Consider the following 20,444-nt stretch of genomic DNA (forward strand, 5'->3'; position numbering starts at 1 on the left):
TATTAAAATCCAGAATTGCCCTGAATAATATCTTGATAAAAATCATGGTTTAATGGTTCATAACTGGTTGACCCATTTTTTAATACATAGATATGATCGTTTCCAATTTTATCTAAATGATAAGATTCATTTCTTAAATCATTCTTTTTTAACTTAAATGTTCCAGTAGTGTCTAAATCACCTGTTATTCTGATAAATAAAGGTTGGGCATACTTAGGTAATGCATTTATGACGTACTTTGAAAATTCATCCCAATTAAATTTTTCTATACTGTCAAAGTTAAAAGCTGCCATTCCAGCTCTACCTTCACAGTTTGGTACTTCAACACCAAAAACATTAGCCATATTTACTTGATCAAATTTATTTAAAATTTCGCCTACTTCATTTGTTGATACATTTTCAGATTTCCACCTAAATGTATCACCTATTCTATCAACAAATTGATAATGTTTTTTTCCTAATGAGAATCCTACATCGACTGTCTTTAATAAATCACCAGAATTAAACCACGCATCACCATTTTCAAATACATTTCTTATTAATTTTTTTTCACTTGCTTCTTTATCTGTGTATCCATGATATTCCGCATTTTCTTTAACCTTAACTATTAACAATCCAGGCTCTCCATCTTTTACCTTTATATATTGATCATTTTTATCTTTTAAAATCTCATCAGTAGCAATATCATATTCAATCAATTCAACAGTTCCACTTGTCATTCCTACTGTTTTTGGTTTATTTAATAAGTTTAAAAACATTGTATTAGCTTCACTAGCTCCATAAATTTCAATAATTCTCTCTACTTTAAATCTATCTGTAAAAACGTCCCATATATCTGGACGAAGACCATTACCTACCATAGCTTTTATTGGATTATTTATTTCTGCATCACAAGGCTCTTGAAAACTTAAATATCTGCATAATTCACCAACATAAACAAATGCAGTTGTATTATATTTTTTTGCATCAAGCCAAAAGCTGCTCGCAGAAAATTTTCTTTTTATAAATGTTGACGCTCCAGAATGTATAACTGCACAAAGCCCTAGTATCAAGCCAGTGGAATGATAAAGAGGTAAACAGTTATAAAGACAATCATCTGATGTCATTCTATATCCAGCTTCAGCAATATTAGTTGAACCCGCAACAAGTTTTACATTTGGAAATATAGCCGCTTTTGGTACGCCAGTTGTTCCTGATGTAAAAATATAAAATGCGGTATCTTTAGCTGTAACATTATCAAGTGTATTAGGTAATTGAACATCTGTGTTATCGACTTCCTCATCAATGTTAGTTGCCCATTCTGGACAGCGTTGATTTATATTTTCTTTAACCCATAGAATATCTTTTTTATTCTTAATATTTATAGAATCTAAAACCTCATGTAAGGGCTCAGATTGTTCATTGCCAAAAATACACTTCTTAGAATTTGATGAATTTATGCAATGAATGAGTGGGTCTCCAGTAAGACTATAATTAATGAGTACACTGGTTGCTCCAAGCTTATTTATTGCAAGAAGTGTGGTTATGTATTCAGTTCTATTTTCCATGAATAGAACAACTTTATCACCGTGTTTAATTCCATTATTATCTAGATAATTTGCTATAACATTTGATGCATCATCAATATCTTTATATGAGTGTGTTTCATCTTCATACAAAATAAAGGTTTTATCTGGATTTTTATTAACTTGTTTTAAAAAGCTATGTGCCATAGAGGCATTATCATTATCTTCTGGCCACTTATAGTTCATACTCGGAACCAAATATTTTAGCTCACCAATAACTCTAAAGAATTCTGTTATTTTATTAATCATTATTTATTGTCTCTATATTTAATTGTCCCTCTAGACCAGCATCTCTATGAATATGAATTTTTTGATACTCTGGATCCATTATCATGTTGTACATTGATTTTCTATTGGGATATTTTGCAATAGCAACAGTGTCCCATAGATCCTCAACTTCCCCGCACATCATTCTACTAACTTTTGAAACAAATAAAAATTCACCACCATATTTTTTTATCAAATTTTTAACTTCTGATGCATAAAGTGCATATGCTTCCTCACCTGTAAGTTTTGAATCCCTGCCATCATCATAAATAGCTTTATCCTTATATTTAAGTAAATTTACCATTGATATTGGTCCAAAATCTGGATCTTCTAAAAAGCCATCGATTTGTTCTTTATTGGGTATGATTTTATTTTCTACTTTCATATTTATTAATTTTTGACATATTATATTATTATATCCTATTCAATTCTTGGAGATTATTATCAATAATAGAGTTATAAAACATACTGGTTCAAAATATCCTATTATACAAGCGCCGATGGGATGGATTGCAAGGAGTAAACTTGCATCCGCTGTATGTGAGGCAGGTGGATTTGGTATTATTGAAACCTCATCTGGTGAAATAGATAATTGTAAAAATGAAATAAAGGTGATGTCGAAACTCACTGATAAGCCATTTGGTGTAAATTTACCTTTACTATTTCTTAAAGACGATTCAATGGTTAAATTTTGTGTATCATCAGGCGTTAAATTTGTTACCACGTCTGCTGGAGATCCTACAAAATATATAAAAGTTCTTAAAGATTCTGGAATAACTGTTTATCATACAGTTCCTAATTTAGAAGGCGCTTTAAAAGCAGCTGAAGCTGGTGTTGATGGTTTAGTTGTTGAAGGCACAGAAGGAGGTGGTTTCAAAAGTCCAATTGAAATTGGTTTGCTTGTATTAATCCAATCTATATCTAAACAAATAGATCTTCCAATAGTTGCTGCTGGTGGAATTGTTGATGGTAAGGGAATGGCCTCTGTATTCGCAGCAGGCGCAGAAGGTATTCAAATGGGAACAAGATTTGTTTCATCTGCTGAGAGTCCCGTTCATTCTAATTTCAAAAATACTATTGTAAATTCTTCTATTGATGGAACTTTAATTTTAAATAAAAAAGCTAAACCTGTAATTAGAGCTCTTAAAACTGAACTTACTGAAAAAATTGATCAAATTGGTGAAATGGATATGTCAGCGTTAATGAAAATAAAAGAATTATATTTTGATGGTAATATGAATGCTGCGCCTGCGCTATCTGGTCAATCGGTCGGTTTAATAGATCAAGTAAAAAATGTTAAAGATATTATTGATGAAACTATTAATGAATTTAATAAAGTTTGTAAAGATATGGGAAAGATTAAATTTTAAATTATTCTACTAGATTTAAAATAAAACTATATTCTTCGGCAATTTCTTCAAATTGATTAATCCTTCCACTTAATCCACCGTGTCCACCAATCAAATTCATTTTCATCAAAATTGGATAATCTGAAGTATTAAATTCTCTCAATTTTGCGATATATTTTGCTGGCTCAAAATATTGTACTTGAGAATCATAAAGGCTCGATGTGACAAATACTGCTGGATAATCTAAATTTCTGATATTGTCGTATGGAGAATATTGTTTCATATAAAAATATTCTTCTTTATTGGCTGGATTTCCCCATTCATCATATTCAAAAGTTGTAAGTGGTATGGATGGATCTGACATAGTTGTTAAAACATCAACAAAAGGTACACTAGATATTATTCCTTTATACAGAGACGGTTCCAGGTTTATGATTGAGCCCATTAATAGACCACCAGCACTTCCACCTCTTGCGAATACATTATTTTTATCTCCAATACCTTTGTTTAATATTGCTCTTACCCCATCATTAAAATCATAAAATGTGTTTAATTTATTGAACATTCTGCCATCTTCATACCACTCCTTGCCCATTTCACCACCACCTCTTACATTAATAATGGCAAAAATAAAACCTCTGTCGAGAAGTGGTATTAAAGAAGATCTGAATGAAGCATCGATATTTATTCCATAGGATCCATATCCATAAAATAGTATGGGTGCGTTTTCTGGGTTTGTAGTATTTTTTGAGATAACAACAGCTGGTATCTTTTTTCCATCTCTTGCTTCAATAAAAAATCTGTTGTCAGTGTAGTCATTAGAATTGAAATTATTTATATCCTTATTCCATAATTTAAGAGATTTGTTAACTTTAAAACTATAAGAATAAATAGTTGATGGGGTAGTTAAACTTGAATAAGAGTAATTAAATGAAGTTTTTTTAACCTCATTATTATATGAAAGTGCTACATCATATGCATCATCGTTCATTAATAAGGACTTGGTAGACTTTGATTCGAGATCAAATATATTTATTTCTGGTAAACCATTTTCTCTAATCTCTAGGACCAAAAATTTGTCTACCAGCAACATATCATTTATAAATACATTTTCTCTATGAGGAATTATTTCCTCCATTTGATCGATATCTCTATTATTATCAGATATTGATTTTAATATTTTAAAATTAGGTGCGTTTTTGTTACTAAGAACTATAAACACATTTGATTCAACATGTTCTAAATAATATAAATGGTCATCAGATCTTTTTATATAGATCTTTGGTTGTTCCATAGGGGATGATGAGTCAATTAATCTAATTTCATTAGAATTTGTTGCTTCAATATTTATGTAAATAAATTCTTTTGATCTTGATGGATATATCGACATATTATATTCAGTGTCTATTTCTTTATATATAAGGACATCATCACTTACGTTTGATCCAATTTTATGAACGTATACTGAATTGGATATGAGCGTAACAGGATCTTTCTTTGTGTAAATGATATGTTTATTGTCTTTTGTCCATATTATTCTGCCTCCTGTATCTTCTATAACATCATTAAGATACTTACCAGTTTTAGGATCAAAAAATTTGATTGTATACTCGCGTCTACCGTTGTTATCCTCTGACATACCAATTAGATTATTATCATGGGATGGTGACAAAGATCCTACTGAATAGAATTGTTGTGATTTCAATTTTATATTAGGATCTAAAAGTAACTCTTCATTGTTATTTGAATCTTTGCGATAGTATTTTTCTAACTGATCAGATTTATTAATTTTTTCATAGTAACTAAATCCATTATTTTCTATGGGAAAACTTATCTCTTGATCTGGTATTTGTTGAAAAAGTTCTTCAACTAATTCTTTTTTAAAAGGTTTTTTTGATTCAAACCACATGTCTGCATATTCATTTTCTTCTTTAAGATATGAAATAACATCTTCTTTTGATCTAGAGTCATCTCTAAGCCAATAATAATTATCTATTCTTACATCTTCATGTTGAATAAGCTCAACTGGTATTTTTTTTGCTTTGGGTATATTCATATTTTCAGTTGAGACACATGCAGTTAGTATAAAAAAAATAGTTAAAGAAAAATATTTTTTATTTAGTAAACTTTTCATTATTTCTTAAACCAAATAATCAATTGGGAAGTGTTATCCATATAGCTTTGATAATCACTTCTGTTTTTTAAACTTCTATTATCCATCATTGGACAAGAAATATATATAAACAACAAATACATTGAAAGAGGGCATATAAATGTCCATATTGGAATTATGTTTGACGATAAACCAAACAAATAAACTGAAAACCAGAATAGAACTTCACCAAAATAATTTGGATGTCGTGAATATTTCCACAAACCATCTTTCATTGTAATTCCTTTATTTTTTATATCTGACTTAAATTGCCTCATTTGATAGTCTGATACTGTTTCAATTACCACAGCAATAATTGCTATTAAGCTAGCAAAAATTAATAAGAATGAATTGTATGTATTCGAAATAAAAATGTAATACAAAGGTAGTAATGATAGATTAACTTGAAGTGTAGGCATTAAGTGAATGCCAAAAAAATTTATTAACTCAGATCTAATTGGCGTAGTATTTTTTAAATCAACGTACCGAAAATCTTCGTGTTTAAATCCAGGCCATCCAATAATCCAATTATGTGTCAGCCTAAGTGCCCAAAAAATTACAGGTATTAATATATAAAGATGTTTATCTGGATTCATAGAAAAGTCATTTGCTAGTGACAAAAAAATAACTATAGGAATTGGCGCAACAGACCAAAATGGATCATATAAAGACGAATTTTTTAAAATAACACTAAATATATAAACAAATATAGTTGCTAAAATATGCCAAACTAGAATTTTTAGCCAAATATTAATGATAGATTCGGGTACTAATATATAAGCTAAGTAGAAGGTAAAACAATAAATAAATAAGCAAGTCAATAAACTATTGAATTTATTTTTTAACATTAGAGTTTTATTAACTAATCTTCTTCTAATTTATTTCTTATATCTAATTTTTGAAGGCTTATCTTATCTTTTAAAGACATTATGTATGCTGCACCGGCTAAAATTAAAATACCTGATGCTTCATATATTATATTTATGGAAGGTAGGTCTTTGCTTTGAAGAATAATCATTCTTGTTAATGCTGTCATAGCAATAATAATAGGTAACGTTACAGGTAATCTATTATTTACATAAAACGCAAGCACCATTCCCAAGACTTCTGCATATATAAATAGTAAAAATAAATCACTTAAATTAACAGTTCTTGTTTCAATGAGTCTCCAGATCTCAATACCAGTTGCAAAAAGAGTAGCAATAGCAATTATCATTAATATGCATCTCTCAGAAACCCATATAACTTTTTCCCATACGCTTGGTTGATGATTCATTACGTGATTTTACGTAATTTTTTAGTAAATATAAACAATATACATAAATATAAGTTCGATCAAACTTGACATAACTGCATTGATTATTAAAAATGACATAAATATATGTTAGGGGATAACACATGAAAAAATTATTTTTGTTTATTTGTATTGTGTCTGTAAGCTCATCTTTCGTAATAGCCCAAGATAATCTTGCTATCGAAGAAGTTATAGTAACAGCAGAAAAGCGTGAAGCTAACCTGCAAGATGTTCCAATGGCACTTGATGTTTTTACTGCTTCTCAAATTGAAGATCAAAATATCGATACAGCTAGAGATATTTCATCTTACTTACCATCTTTGATTGTAAACTATAATATTGATCCAATGTTTGCTTCAATGCGTTTGCGAGGTATTGGAGTGAGTATAAGTGATACTGCATTAGAATCAGACGTGGCTTTTATAGTTGATGGTGTATATCTAAATAAAACTGGTCTTGGTTTAAATGATCTAGTTGATGTTGAAAGAATTGAGGTTTTATATGGACCTCAGGGAACGTTATATGGAAAAAATACAACTGCAGGTGTTATCAACGTTACAACAAAAAAACCTGTTCCTGGTGATGCAAATGCATATGTTGAAATAGAAAGTGGTGATTACAACCACACAAAAATATTAGCAGCAGCAACAATGGGTTTATCAGATACTCTAGCGCTTAGATTAAGTGCAAATGTCAACGAAAATGATGGATACATGACAAATATGACGGACGGATCCTCTGCAAACGGAACTGATGATTCAACAGTAAGTTTAAAACTTTCATATGATAACGATGTTAGTAGCGTTTATTTTACTCATACTGATACATCAAAAAATTCTTCATGTTGCGCTGTTGATTCTATATATACACAAAGTCCAATAATTTTGGCAGGTGTTGGTGCGCTTGGTGGGCCAGCTGGAGCACTAGCCGATACCGAATATAACAATTACGAGTATAGATCAACACCCGGAATACCTGTCTTTAACTTAGATTCAGATTTAACTTCTCTTAAAATTGATACTGAGCTAGAAAATGGGACTTTAACATTAGTAATGGCAACGAATGATTTCACTACATACAGTTCAAATGATGCTGACTACTCACATTTGGACATGGCAACAATTCATTCAGAAAAGTATGGAGATTCTATGACAATAGAAACAAGATTTGATTCAAATTTAATAAATAATAGAGAATACACATTTGGTACATATACTTATACTGCTGAAGTTGGTGAAAAAGGTATTGGTCAAAATGAATACTTCTTTGGTATTGGCACCGATTTTGATGCAGTACTAAACGCAACTGTTGCAGGACTAACTCAACAAATTACTCAGCTAGGAACACTGGTAGCTCAAAATTTAGCTACGCCAGTACAAATAGCTACTCTTGGTGCATTGCAAGGTCAAGCACAAGCTTTAGGAGGTTTGAATGCACTAGTTGATGGTGGAGATGGAATATCTCAACATCACGTATGGTCAGATGATAGTTTTGCCGTATTTGGCAGAGTTACAACTTATATTGATGAAACATTAAGATATACAGTTGGTCTTAGATATACTTCAGAAGAAAGACAAGGCGACATGTACACAAAGACTATTACACCTGGGTATATTACAGTTGCTCCATCTATTGCAGCTGCAGCAGGGCAACCACAACTAGCTGGGGTCACAGTTTCAAGACAGACTTTAGTAGCACCTATCTGGCCGCTTAATTTAGTATCACAAGATGTTGATGCAGTTTTTTCAAGAGATGATAGTTCAACAACTTGGTCCTTAAGTGTCCAAAAAGATATTAAAGAAGACGTTATGTTATACGCTAGGGCAGCTACAGGTTATAAACCAGGTGGCTTCAATTCTACTTTTGGATTAACAGCTGATACGAGAGGATTTGATAAAGCTGAGAGTAATAACCTTGAAATAGGAATTAAGTCCCGACTTCTTGATAATAGAGTTCAATTTAATGCAGCGATTTTTGATTTCGAAGTTGAAGGACAACATTATATTACTCAAGATGCATCAGGTCTTGGAAGAGTTGTAGGTAATGCTACAGTACCATCTGAAAGATTAGGTTTTGAAGCATCTGTAATTGCAAAAATATTACCAAACTTAATATTTAATGCAGGCCTTACTTTAATTGATGATGGTGACCCTGCACCTGAAACTAATGCTGAAAACAGAGTTTCACCTGATGATGCATATGTTCTTGGATTATCATACTTTCAGCCTTTCATGGGTGGAAAGCTGTTTTCTAGATTAGACTATACTTATGATGAGGGTAATTATCAAAATAGTTCACAACCATTAGGTACATCTGGCTGGTCTGGTGTTCCTGGCTATCCAGAAATATCTCAACCAATTGAAGTAGAGAATTTAAATTTTAAACTTGGTTGGGCTAATGATGATTTTGAAGTTGCATATTCAATCAAAAATGCTACTGATGAAAAACACGTAAGATTGGTATTAACAACTAGTGGAGTAAGTGGTTTGAATGGAATGTTCATGAATTCACCACAAATTCAAACAGTTAGTTTGAAATATAATTTTTAATTAATTATTAATTATAAAAAAGGGAGTTTTTAAGCTCCCTTTTTATTTTACAGTATCTAAAATCTTTATTTCTTCTTCATTCATTTCTGGATCAATTTGTTCGAATAAGATGCTGGACATATATCTTTCAGCTGTATCAGCAAGCATACATAAAATATTGCTTCCTTTATTTGCATCACGAGCAACGCTCATAGCAACTGCAAATGTTGAACCACCAGAAATACCAGTAATAATTCCTTCTTTAGATGCTAATTTTTTTGACCATAAAATACCATCAGCTCCTGTTACAGGTATGTTTTCGTCAAAATATTTGTTATCTATAGATTCTTGTAAAACATATGGAATAAAATCTGTTGTCCATCCCTGAATAGGATGCGGGTTCCATTCAGGATGAGACGAAGAGGGTGAATTATCATTTGAACGTTTTTGTTCAATACCACTTGCAATTAATGGTGCTACATCAGGTTCAGTGATTATTAATTTTGTTTCTGGCATTTCTTTTCTTAGAATTCTTGAAACACCTGTAAAAGTTCCACCTGTACCATATCCTGAAACCCAATAATCTAGCCCAAGATCTTTAAAATCATTAACGATTTCAATACCTGTTGTTGATTCATGAATATCAGCATTAGCTGGATTTTCAAACTGTCTAGCATAAAACCATCCATTTTTCTCAACCAAAGCCTGTGCTTTATTGTATGAACCTGTGCCGCCCTCTGAACCGGGAGTTAATAAAACTTTTGCACCTAGAAATCTCATCAATTTTCTTCGCTCTATAGAAACACTGTCAGGCATTGTGACTACCAAAGGATATCCTTTAGCAGCACATACCATAGCTAAGCCTATACCTGTATTTCCACTAGTTGCCTCGACAACAGTTTGGCCAGGTTTTAGTGATCCATCAGTTTCAGCATTATCAATTATGCTTTTTGCTAATCTATCTTTAACTGAGCTAGCTGGATTGAAATATTCTGCTTTCACATATAAATTTATATCTTTCGGCGCAAGATTTTTTATTTTTATAACTGGCGTATTACCAATTGTATTTAGTATATTTTTGTAAATCATAGTTTATTCAACGTAATTCTATGATAATTTATTCATAATTTATACATTATTTTTTACTAATTATATATATTGAATAGTACAATATTTTTTATTAATCAAATAGGGAGATATCTATGTATAAGAATATATTTTTAAGCTTTTTTGCAATTTGTTCTATGAGTTTTTATGTATATGCTGATGACCATTCATCAGATATTAAAAGTGATGGATCAGTTGGTGAATTTAATTACTTTTCGGTCACAGACCCAGTAGAATTTGTTTCTGCTTTAACTTCATTTAGCGACACAAAATGTGCAAATAAATGGAGGGAAGCATCAAACGGATCCTATAGTTTGTGGTCTCTTCGTGGTTCTAGTTATAGTCATTTTGTCTTAGTTAGTTATGAAAGTTGGGATGCTATGGATAAAGGTAGCAAAGTGTTATCTTCGTGTCCTGCCTTTGCTAATATGGTTAAATCATTTGATGATTCAACTAATTCTGAAAGATCATGGAATTGGGTAACTGAAAATGCACTTTCTGGAAGAACTTGGCAAGATAATACAGTTTTTTCAAAATTTAATTTTAATGTTAAAGAGGGAATGGCCGGTGATTATGCTGCAGCGTGGAAAAAATTGATGAAAGCACAAATGGATAATGTACCAGGTTCGTTTGGAATTAATACTGTTGTTTATGGAAATGGTTATGCTAGTCATATGGTATATCTAGGTGCAAATTCAACAGAAGAATTAACTTCATCATTTAAAAAGGTAACGTCAACAGACGATTTTAAGGAATTTTTTTCAACGGTTAAAGATATTAGAAGTAACATAAATACAGAAATGGTTACATTAGTTAAAGCATTCTAATTTTCATCCACATAAAAAAAGAGGGCATATAGCCCTCTTTTTAATTAAAAAGTATTAGTCCTTAACCCAAACAAGTAGTAATTGGAAGATTACGATAAATGCATGAAAAGCCGTTTGTAACGATCCACCAATTATTCCAGGAGTATCAATTAATACAGATAATCTATCACCAGATGCAGCTCCCATGTCAACGAGTTGTCCAACATAAGAACCTAATATACCTCCACCTATTTGACTAGTATTAAAAAAGAAAAATCCCACAAATAGACAATATATAGAAGTCATTATTTTTCCTATCATTGGTGGGTTTTCTAAGGATCTAACATTATTAGCCATTCTAAAACCAAGCCATGTTAACAAAACCATAGCCACAAAATACATAGAATTCGATATGAACGCTATATACATTAAATTTAAAATTTGATATTCAGTCATTGTTCCTCTCCCTTAATTATTTAAAATAACAATATTATTATTAAAACATATATTTAATAACTTGAGGTTAACTAATAGAATATTATATTAAATTTCTTAAATCAGTATAATCCATAATTGATTTATTTATTTGACTATGTCTGATACCTAGATGATGATCGATAGACCATAAACTAACACCAACGTCATAAGAATTAAATCCATCGTGACTAATAATTGCAATTTGTGGTCTTTCAAGTAATTCAAAGTGTTCACCGCCCCAATCGGGTAACTCTTCAGGTCCAAATCCTGACTCAATTGATACAACTGAAATATTTAATTTATATGCAACTTCCTCTATTATTTTATGCAGTGAGCTTGATAGAGGATTATCCATTGCGATAACTACAACACTGCCTCTGGATAGTTTATGGCCTGATAATATAGTTTCTTTATTAATAATTCGAACCTTTACACCAAGCTCCATTAAACGAGCAGCAAATGCAACAGATCGATCATCATTACCATCAACTGACCACATTAATGCATCTGTACTTATTTCAAAATTAACTGGCAGTGAATTCCATTTTATTAAGTTAGAATTAATATGTTCTGGCACGGTTAGTGCAGACAATCCATACATCATAGATAAATTAAATGCTGTTGTATCGTACATGATGGATGAACCATCTCGAAGATTAGCTTGTTTTTCTTTTATTAGTACTGCTTCATCTATTTCAGCATCAAATTCCATCATTGCAGCTAGAATAGGGGCCTCAGCTTGCCTATTTGGAATTATTAAACTACCTGTTGGAATTGTAAAATTTTCTATTACATCCCCAGTTTGTTTGAGAGCATTTTTAACTAATATTGGTTTATCATTCTTATATAATTTTATATCTTGAAATTCTAATTTTTCAATTAATGTATTTAATCTACCAATATTTTTAGTCGGTAATACTACAAAAGTTTTATTTGCATATTCACTATCTCTTGATACATTATATTTTCTGCCTTCCCAATAGTCTTGATACATAGCTTTTGAATTTTTAAGAAGTGTTTTTAAATTAACCATTGTGCTTACATACTGATGATGTACAGATTCTTTATAAGACTGAATTGTTCCTTCTGGTCGCTTTACACCATCTTCTGCCATTCTAGATTGCTCATATAAAATCCCAAGAGTACCTCTAAATTGAGCATAAAATGAATATCCAGGATACAAATCTTCATGCCATTCCCCAGTATAAAAACGCCAGTTTTTATCATCGAATGCATTTCCTTGATCTTGAGCAAATACATTACCCCATTTAATTAGATCTTTATCTATGTTTTTATTGATAGGCTCTCTGGGAGGACCAGTCATGAATGTATCTTGTGCGCCCATTTCGTGAGCGTCTACTAATATTTGTGGTTTCCATTCATTAATTAATTTAACTCTACCTCGTGTCTCGGGTTGTGTAACATATATCCAATCTCTATTTAAATCAAAAAAGTAATGATTTGTCCTACCATATGGCCAATCACCTGTATGAAGCAATGATTGATCATCATAATTTGGTGATGCGCCTCTATATTGTTCTATGGATTTAATAAATCTTGCTCTACCGTCAGGATTCATTAATGGGTCAATAATTATTAACATTTTATCAAGCATCTCAAGAGTTTCTTTATCATTACTGGCTATTAAATGATAAATTGCTGCCATTGCTGCATCAGCTCCTGATGTTTCATTGCCATGAATAGAATAAGCCATCCATGCAATTGCAGGTAATTTCTCAATTAATGATCTAGCTTTATTTGCTTTAGTATTTGTACCATCTGATAATAGATTAATATTTTCTTTAATTTGATCTAAATTATTTAAATTTTCAGGTGACGAAATAAATATGGCATATAAAGGTCGGTCTTCATGTGATCTTGCATATTCTTTTACTATCATTTTGTCAGATTGTTTTGCCCATTCAATAATTGCACTTGATATTTGATAGGGGGATGCAGCACGTTCACCAATTTCAAATCCTAAGTATTTAATTGGTTTATCAATCTGATTTGAATATGATCCATCTAAAATAATTCCATCATATAAATCTTTAGACAAAGATGTAGGCTCCATTAATGTTGAAGAGCTAATGTGTAATGAAAATATAAGTATTAGTATGGTTTTATTATTCATAATTCATTTGTATATTATTTAAATATAAAATTATAGAGCAGGGATATATGGTATACAATATTAATAGTTCGCATAATATATATTATGTTTAATTCTATATCGCTTTATGACCAGGTATTAGTCCACATGCTTCAATTGCAGCAACAGCACAAATCTCATCTTCGTCAGATCTATCTCCTGATATGCCAATAGCACCAATATTTTTATTACTAGTTTGTATTAATAAACCACCAGGTGTTGGTATTAACTTACCATTACTTAAAGTTTGCATACCTATAAAAGCTTTATCTAATCTTGGTTGTTCTTCAAGAATAGTTCTTGCCATTGTAGTTGAAATACCATATGCAATACATGTCCATGCTTTTGCATAAGCAACATCAGCCCTATGAAGTCCTGATCCATCCTCAGCTAATGTAGCTCTAATAACTCCTGCAACATCTACAACAGTTACTGTTAATGGTGTAAAGTTTTCAATTCTTGCTTTTTTTATTGCTTCTTGGCAAATCTTAAGAGCTATATCTAAATTAATTTCACCTGGATTTGTTATCATAAATACCTCATTAGAATAATATTAAATAAGTTGCAAAAGATGTAACAATCGTAAAAGCTATAATTCCTAAAATATTTCTGTCTATTATTATTACCTTACCAAATATTTGTAATATGTGTTCAGGCACACCATTGATATCATTTAATTTACCTTTATAAACACCCATTGATATAGAAGCTATCAAAAAACTAACAAGCCACATATATGTATACAAAATTATTATTAATAAAACTTCATAACTTGAGTAAATCCATAAAATAGGTATACCAATAATTGCTGTATATATAAATGCAATAACTTGCCAAACAAGATGAAATCTAGCATGCCCTGTCCAAAGCGGATTAGTTGCATGAGATTGATTTAAATCTATTAAAGGAGCAATAACTCCAAGAGCAATAAATATTGCTGTTAATAAAATCTTACCAATTAATATATCATTTATATTTGAGAAATTTAGTGCCCATATTGACCAAAGTAATAATAGTACGATTAATTTTGAATAGGTTTCTTGAGCTGTTAAGGCAAAATTAAAGAGCTTGTTTCTCTCAAAGTCTCTTCTTGCTATTACGTCATCAGGTATATTCATATTATTTAAATCTTTAAGAAAACCAACGATGTTTGCCAAATTGATTAGATTGTACCTTTTTACCAGTTTCTATATAAAACTTAAATCCTTTAATAACATGATTTATATATGATTGAATCATAAACTTAATATATAAATTCCATGCTGCCCATTTAATAAATGAATTTCTATAAAGAATATCAGGATTGATTCTTACTCGTAATGACGAATTAATTTCATTACCAGTAATAATCCAATTTACAATTGACTTTCTTTTTGATCCACCTATTTCAAGATCATAACCATTTTCAGACCAATTAAAGAATCTTCGCTTATATCTAACACCATTTAAATAAACTAATTCATCTATAGAATTATTACCAGGCCATGACAATGCTTTATTTGAAGCACAAAATGGATGAAAATCCTCTAAACAACCTGGTTTTTTAATTGCATCTTCAATTGTTTGTTTTGGTTTATTAAAATTAGCTGAAGCTTCTACATAATACATTAGACAATAATAACTGTTTTTTAAAGTGTATTCTATTTACATATATAATCTAATTATGGAAAAACAATATTTAACTATTTTTGGTAAAAAAATGGCTTACTATGATGAGGGTGATGGTGAAACTATGATATTTATTCATGGAAATCCTTCATCATCATATTTATGGAGAAATATATCACCCGACTTTATTAATACTCATAGAGTTATTGTTCCTGATTTAATTGGCATGGGGGATTCTGATAAATTAGATGGGATTGATAATCCAGATTACAATTTTCATGGACAATACAAATATTTAAGTACCCTTCTAAGTGAGCTTAATATTCTTACTCCCATTCATTTAATAATTCATGATTGGGGCTGCGGACTAGGATTAAAATATGCAAGATTAAACAATGATCTCATAAAATCTATTACATTTATGGAGGGTGTAACTGTGCCACTTTCATGGGATCAATGGCCTGAAATAGGTACAAAAATATTTAAACTATTTAGATCAGATGCAGGTGAAGAATTAGTTTTAGAAAAAAATGTTTTTGTAGAAAGAATTTTATTAACTGACCCTTTAAAACCTATGAATGATGAAGTTAAAGAAAACTATAGAAAACCATTTAAAAACTCAGGAGAAGATAGACGCCCTACTCTTTCATGGCCAAGGAATATTCCTTTTGACGGAGAGCCCAGTAATGTATACGAAGAAATTAATTTGAATGCAGAGTTTCATAAAAATTCATTGATACCAAAACTTTTTATAAACGCCGAACCAGGTTTTCTTCTTGTTGGAACTCAAAGAGATGAAGTTAGAACATGGAATAATCTTACTGAAATAACCGTTTCAGGGAATCATTTTATCCAGGAAGATTCACCAGAAGAAATTTCTGAAGGCATTAAAAAATTTCTATCTAATTTAAAAAACTAATCTGGTATTATAAAACCTAAGCTTTCTTGTAAATCAAATACCTCATTATCAGAGGCATTCTTTCTTTTTATATAGTAGTTAACAGCGACATCTGGGAATAAAATATAATTTAATAGATCAGTTTCATTTTTATATAAATTGCTTAAATCGTTATTTATACAAATGTCCTTAAAGTCTTTTTTGTAAATTTCAATAGTTTTTTCTGCTTCACAATCTTGATTACCAGCTTTTTTTTCAGCTATTTTTAATAATTTATTACTAATCTTACCTGGGATTTTTCCATATTTACCTGTCACCAAATCAATCATTTCGTTGGTTAAATTCTTATATCTCTCTCCATCAAGTATATTCATTAAAGCTTGTGTACCAACTATTTGTGATGTTGGTGTTACCAATGGTACATAACCCAAATCAGCTCTTATATTAGGTATTTCATCTATAAGTTGTTTAAATTTATCTTCTTGATCTAAATCTTTTAATTGTCTCTCTAAATTACTAAGCATTCCTCCAGGTACTTGGTTATAGAGCATTGTTGTATCGATACCCTTCAAACTTCCTTCAAAATTTTTATATTTTTCTCTAAGTTTTGAAAAATATACATTTATTTCATTTAGTAATTTCATATCATAAGGATTTTCATCATTTTGATAGATCATAGAAATAAGACTTTCAGTAGCTGTATGGCCATATGTACCACTAAATGATGAAATTGATGCATCTAGATTATCTACTCCAGCTTCATATGCTTTTATATTTGTTGCATCTGATAATCCTGTTGTAGCATGTGAATGAAGGAATATTGGAATTTTCATGTTTTTCTTTAGTAATTTAATTAAATCATATGCAGCATACGGTCTTAGAAGACCAGCCATATCCTTTATAGCTAAAGATTTTGCTCCAACATCTTCGATCTTTTTAGCAAACTTTAGCCAATATTTATTATCATGTATTGGGCTTGTTGTATAAGCCATGGTTCCTTGTGAATGTTTGCCGGTCTTGTTGATATAAGTTATAGATTTATTAATATTATTTATATCATTCAAAGAATCAAAAGATCTGAATATATCAATACCTTTCTTTGCCGAATTATTTATAAAAATTTCTAATACTGAATCATCATATCTTTTATATCCAACTATATTTTGACCTCTAAGTAACATCTGTAATTTAGTATTTTTGAAATATTTTTTAAATATAGATAATCTTACCCATGGATCTTCATTTAGATATCTAAGACAACAATCATAAGTTGCTCCACCCCAAACTTCGATAGATTCATAACCAACTTTATTAAGTTTCGGTAAAATAGGAATCATGTCTTTTATTGACATTCTAGTAGCAATTAGTGATTGCTGGCCATCTCTGAGAACTAATTCTGTTAAGTTAGGTTTTTTATTTATCACTTGCTAAATATTATTACTATTAATCGAATTTATAAAGTCATTTATAGCATGTGCACATGATTCAGGATTTTCAATTACGTTAAAATGGGCTGAATCTGGTATTAAACAAAATCTGCTAAATCTCGCATCTTTCTTTAATTTAACCTCACTATAATGTTCTTTTTTTGTAACAAATTCACTTTTGTATTCTGACTCATCTTGAAAAACACACCCTGGATAAATATCTTCTATTTCGTTTCTAAAAAGATTATAAACACCAAAATAGGGCTGATCTGATATGTAATCACCACTTTTAGTTTTTTTAAATTCATCCTGTCCTTGGAACTGCATTATTGGAATTGATAATTTCATTAAACCAACTCTTGCATCAACTTCTTTTTTAACACCACCTTGGAGTATTGACTGTTGAAACTTATAATAAAATTTTTTATACGCAACCTGAGTTTTGTATTTTAGATGTGTGTAACGATCATAAAGATCTGATCCTTTTTTAGATTTGATTGCATTATTTTTAAAACTTTCTGAGAGTAAATGAAGTGGTTTGCTTCCAAACATAATCATTAAAAACAACACTCTAAATTGATGTCTTATGGCCATCATTGAGTGTGGTGGCCCAACACATATTGCTGGTGCTAATTTTTCCCATTCAGGATCCAAATAATTCCATAATTGTGCAGCTCTTGAATAACTCAATACTCTTGAGGGGTTATACATACAAAGATTTTCTAAAATTACTGCTCCTCTATCATGACCAATTAAATGTGCTTTATTAATGCTAAGTTTTTCAAGGATTAAATCTACAGTCTTAGATTGATTGATATGACTAAATCTAGGATCAATTTTAGTTGATTTTAAATTTATTGAATTATGAAAAATACTTAATCCATCATTTTTAGAATATAGATGTGAGGGTGATATTTTAAAATGATTTTCATAATATGGCATATGCAATATTATTATTCTCAAAGATGGGTTTAAGTAATACAGTTCCTTGGCGAGCCACATCATTGACTCAGTTGGATCTGAAGGTATACCGCCTATGAGAATTAATGTATTGTTTGAATCAGCATTTTTATCACCTAATTCTGTTACAGAGTGCTTTTCATCATTAAGTAAAACATAATATTTATTGAACGATATATTGTTAATTAAAGACTTATTAAATAATTTTTCTCTATAAAATATTCTCAAGTAAATATATAGGTCAACAAAAATGAATGCTATATAAATTATTGTCTGAAGAAGTTTATCTAGCAATCTATTTGTCTATTTTAGGAAAACCTAAGTCAACTTTACTATCTGACGGATTGGGCCATCTCGTTGTAAGAGATTTTGTTTTTGTATAAAAATCTATTGATGACGGACCAAATGCTTTAGTCTCAGAAAAACCACTATCTTTCCAACCACCAAAACTATGCGCATATGTTGGCAATGGAATGGGGACATTTATTCCTACTGAACCAGCTTGAATTTCTTCTGACCACTTCTTTGCAACACCACCATCTCTGGTAAATAAAGCAGCTCCGTTACCTAATTTATGAATATGTGCGATTTTCATTGCATGGTCGTAAGAATCAGCTCTTACGAATGATAGCACTGGACCAAATATTTCATAATCATAAACACTCATTCCTGGCTTTACATTGTCTATTAAAGTTGGCCCAACAAAACAACCCTCTAACTTATCTGATTGAATCCTACCATCAACTACAAGTTTTGCTCCATCAGGTTCTGCAGACTCAATAAAAGAATATATTCTTTTCTTATTTTCATAACCTATTACAGGACCTAATTCAGTAGATTCATCATCTGTAACACCCATAACCAAATTTGGTATTCTCTCTTTTATTTTTGCAACTAAATCATCTGCAATATTGCCAACTGCTACAACCACTGACACAGCCATGCATCTTTGACCAGCTGCTCCAAAGCTCGCAGACACTGCTGCATCTGCTGCCATATCAAGATCTGCATCTGGAAGAACTATCATATGATTTTTTCCACCCCCAAGAGCTTGTACCTTAGTATTATTTTCAATACCAAGCATTTTTAAACTTTTAGCTACACCTGTACTCCCAATAAAAGCAAGACCATCAACTTTTTTATGACAAACTATTTGTTCTACTACATTTTTGCCTCCATTTAAGACGTTATAACAACCATCAGGCAACCCTGCTTGTTTATATAAATCTCCATATAATCTTGCAATAGATGGTACTTTTTCACTAGGTTTGCATATAGAAGTATTTCCAGTAGCCAAAGCCATTGCGCTTTGAAGGATAGGTATTAAAATTGGAAAATTGAAAGGTCCTACTCCTGCAACTACACCAATTGGATATCTTAAATCTGCAATATCAATTCCCCGTGAGACATTTTGACTATAATGAGTTGGATAGTAATGTTGAACACCAGAAATATGTGTTAATGCCTGAATTGCTCTATCAAGCTCAGCTGCTGCATCAGGCTTTGTCTTTCCACATTCAGAGATGCATATATCAAGAATTTTATTTGTATTTTCAATTACAAGCTGTCTAAATTTAAGGATTAATTCAGCTCTATAGCCTAAACCTGTTTTTGACCATTCATTAAAAGCATCAGCTGCACATTCAATAGCTGTATCTATTGATTCTCTTGAAGCATGAGCTACCTCACCAATTTCTTTTCCATATGAGGGATTTAATATTTTTGAAGATTCAGTTGAATCAGAACTAGATTCGCCATTTATAAAATTATCTACTTTGTACATTTATTAATGCCTTTTTTTAATATTTTAACATTTACATTGACTACTCTATCCACTTGACTAAAATTAATCAA

The 20,444-nt window shown here is 30.8% G+C and carries 18 protein-coding genes; 4 read left to right on the forward strand and 14 right to left on the reverse strand.

Annotation, left to right across the window (positions count from 1 at the left end; all coding sequences use genetic code 11):
• Window positions 1-2 precede the first annotated feature (2 nt).
• Window positions 3-1,814 (reverse strand): long-chain-acyl-CoA synthetase, encoded by a 1,812-nt coding sequence (locus tag M9C80_03155; GenBank protein ID URQ70171.1) that lies wholly within the window; start codon window positions 1,812-1,814, stop codon window positions 3-5.
• The gene (locus tag M9C80_03160) at window positions 1,807-2,217 is read right to left on the reverse strand and encodes a DUF1330 domain-containing protein (protein URQ70172.1); all 411 of its coding nucleotides are present in this window, start codon (window positions 2,215-2,217) and stop codon (window positions 1,807-1,809) included. The genes M9C80_03155 and M9C80_03160 overlap by 8 nt, the downstream gene beginning before the upstream one ends.
• Before the next feature lie 58 nt (window positions 2,218-2,275).
• On the opposite strand from M9C80_03160, the gene M9C80_03165 reads away from it, so the two are divergent.
• Window positions 2,276-3,202 (forward strand): nitronate monooxygenase, encoded by a 927-nt coding sequence (locus tag M9C80_03165; GenBank protein ID URQ70195.1) that lies wholly within the window; start codon window positions 2,276-2,278, stop codon window positions 3,200-3,202.
• Window position 3,203: 1 nt separating this feature from the next.
• On the opposite strand, the gene M9C80_03170 is transcribed toward M9C80_03165, so the two are convergent.
• The 3 genes from M9C80_03170 to M9C80_03180 are packed head-to-tail and all read right to left on the reverse strand — an operon-like array spanning window position 3,204 to window position 6,609.
• Window positions 3,204-5,315 carry a S9 family peptidase gene (locus M9C80_03170; GenBank protein ID URQ70173.1) on the reverse strand — a complete coding sequence of 704 codons (2,112 nt, stop codon included), beginning with the start codon at window positions 5,313-5,315 and terminating at the stop codon, window positions 3,204-3,206.
• Entirely contained in the window at window positions 5,315-6,181 is an 867-nt protein-coding gene (locus M9C80_03175; protein ID URQ70174.1) for a DUF1295 domain-containing protein, read from the reverse strand. The genes M9C80_03170 and M9C80_03175 overlap by 1 nt, the downstream gene beginning before the upstream one ends.
• Before the next feature lie 14 nt (window positions 6,182-6,195).
• A complete protein-coding gene (locus M9C80_03180; protein ID URQ70175.1) occupies window positions 6,196-6,609 on the reverse strand; it encodes a phosphate-starvation-inducible PsiE family protein in 414 nt (137 codons plus the stop codon).
• 122 nt (window positions 6,610-6,731) lie between these two features.
• Here M9C80_03180 and M9C80_03185 point away from each other — a divergent pair, with 122 nt between their 5' ends.
• Window positions 6,732-9,176: a TonB-dependent receptor gene (locus M9C80_03185; protein ID URQ70176.1), complete on the forward strand. Its 2,445-nt coding sequence runs from the start codon at window positions 6,732-6,734 to the stop codon at window positions 9,174-9,176.
• A gap of 42 nt (window positions 9,177-9,218) precedes the next feature.
• On the opposite strand, the gene M9C80_03190 is transcribed toward M9C80_03185, so the two are convergent.
• Entirely contained in the window at window positions 9,219-10,244 is a 1,026-nt protein-coding gene (locus M9C80_03190; protein ID URQ70177.1) for a pyridoxal-phosphate dependent enzyme, read from the reverse strand.
• A 113-nt stretch (window positions 10,245-10,357) separates the two neighbouring features.
• Here M9C80_03190 and M9C80_03195 point away from each other — a divergent pair, with 113 nt between their 5' ends.
• Window positions 10,358-11,089 carry a hypothetical protein gene (locus M9C80_03195; protein URQ70178.1) on the forward strand — a complete coding sequence of 244 codons (732 nt, stop codon included), beginning with the start codon at window positions 10,358-10,360 and terminating at the stop codon, window positions 11,087-11,089.
• A 54-nt stretch (window positions 11,090-11,143) separates the two neighbouring features.
• Here the strand turns inward: M9C80_03195 and M9C80_03200 are convergent, their stop codons facing one another.
• From M9C80_03200 to M9C80_03220, 5 genes are all read right to left on the reverse strand, one after another.
• Window positions 11,144-11,524 carry a hypothetical protein gene (locus tag M9C80_03200; protein URQ70179.1) on the reverse strand — a complete coding sequence of 127 codons (381 nt, stop codon included), beginning with the start codon at window positions 11,522-11,524 and terminating at the stop codon, window positions 11,144-11,146.
• Window positions 11,525-11,606: 82 nt separating this feature from the next.
• The gene (locus M9C80_03205) at window positions 11,607-13,679 is read right to left on the reverse strand and encodes a peptidase (GenBank protein URQ70180.1); all 2,073 of its coding nucleotides are present in this window, start codon (window positions 13,677-13,679) and stop codon (window positions 11,607-11,609) included.
• Window positions 13,680-13,773: 94 nt separating this feature from the next.
• Complete coding sequence (locus tag M9C80_03210) at window positions 13,774-14,229, reverse strand: heme-binding protein (GenBank protein URQ68962.1); 456 nt, start codon at window positions 14,227-14,229, stop codon at window positions 13,774-13,776.
• A 10-nt stretch (window positions 14,230-14,239) separates the two neighbouring features.
• Entirely contained in the window at window positions 14,240-14,854 is a 615-nt protein-coding gene (locus M9C80_03215) for a hypothetical protein (protein URQ68963.1), read from the reverse strand.
• Window positions 14,829-15,305: a hypothetical protein gene (locus M9C80_03220; GenBank protein ID URQ68964.1), complete on the reverse strand. Its 477-nt coding sequence runs from the start codon at window positions 15,303-15,305 to the stop codon at window positions 14,829-14,831. The genes M9C80_03215 and M9C80_03220 overlap by 26 nt, the downstream gene beginning before the upstream one ends.
• 55 nt (window positions 15,306-15,360) lie before the next feature.
• On the opposite strand from M9C80_03220, the gene M9C80_03225 reads away from it, so the two are divergent.
• Window positions 15,361-16,224 (forward strand): haloalkane dehalogenase, encoded by an 864-nt coding sequence (locus M9C80_03225; protein URQ68965.1) that lies wholly within the window; start codon window positions 15,361-15,363, stop codon window positions 16,222-16,224.
• Here M9C80_03225 and M9C80_03230 read toward each other — a convergent pair.
• The 3 genes from M9C80_03230 to mmsA are packed head-to-tail and all read right to left on the reverse strand — an operon-like array spanning window position 16,221 to window position 20,373.
• Complete coding sequence (locus M9C80_03230; protein URQ68966.1) at window positions 16,221-17,627, reverse strand: pyruvate carboxylase subunit B; 1,407 nt, start codon at window positions 17,625-17,627, stop codon at window positions 16,221-16,223. The two genes, M9C80_03225 and M9C80_03230, sit on opposite strands and share 4 nt — an antisense overlap.
• 3 nt (window positions 17,628-17,630) lie before the next feature.
• Window positions 17,631-18,884, reverse strand: coding sequence for a hypothetical protein (locus M9C80_03235; GenBank protein URQ68967.1), 1,254 nt, complete (start codon window positions 18,882-18,884; stop codon window positions 17,631-17,633).
• Window position 18,885: 1 nt separating this feature from the next.
• Entirely contained in the window at window positions 18,886-20,373 is a 1,488-nt protein-coding gene (gene mmsA, locus M9C80_03240) for a CoA-acylating methylmalonate-semialdehyde dehydrogenase (GenBank protein URQ68968.1), read from the reverse strand.
• Between the last annotated feature and the right edge of the window lie 71 nt (window positions 20,374-20,444).

It is taken from the genome of SAR86 cluster bacterium (assembly GCA_023703615.1).
Classification (GTDB): Bacteria; Pseudomonadota; Gammaproteobacteria; order Magnimaribacterales; family D2472; genus MED-G85.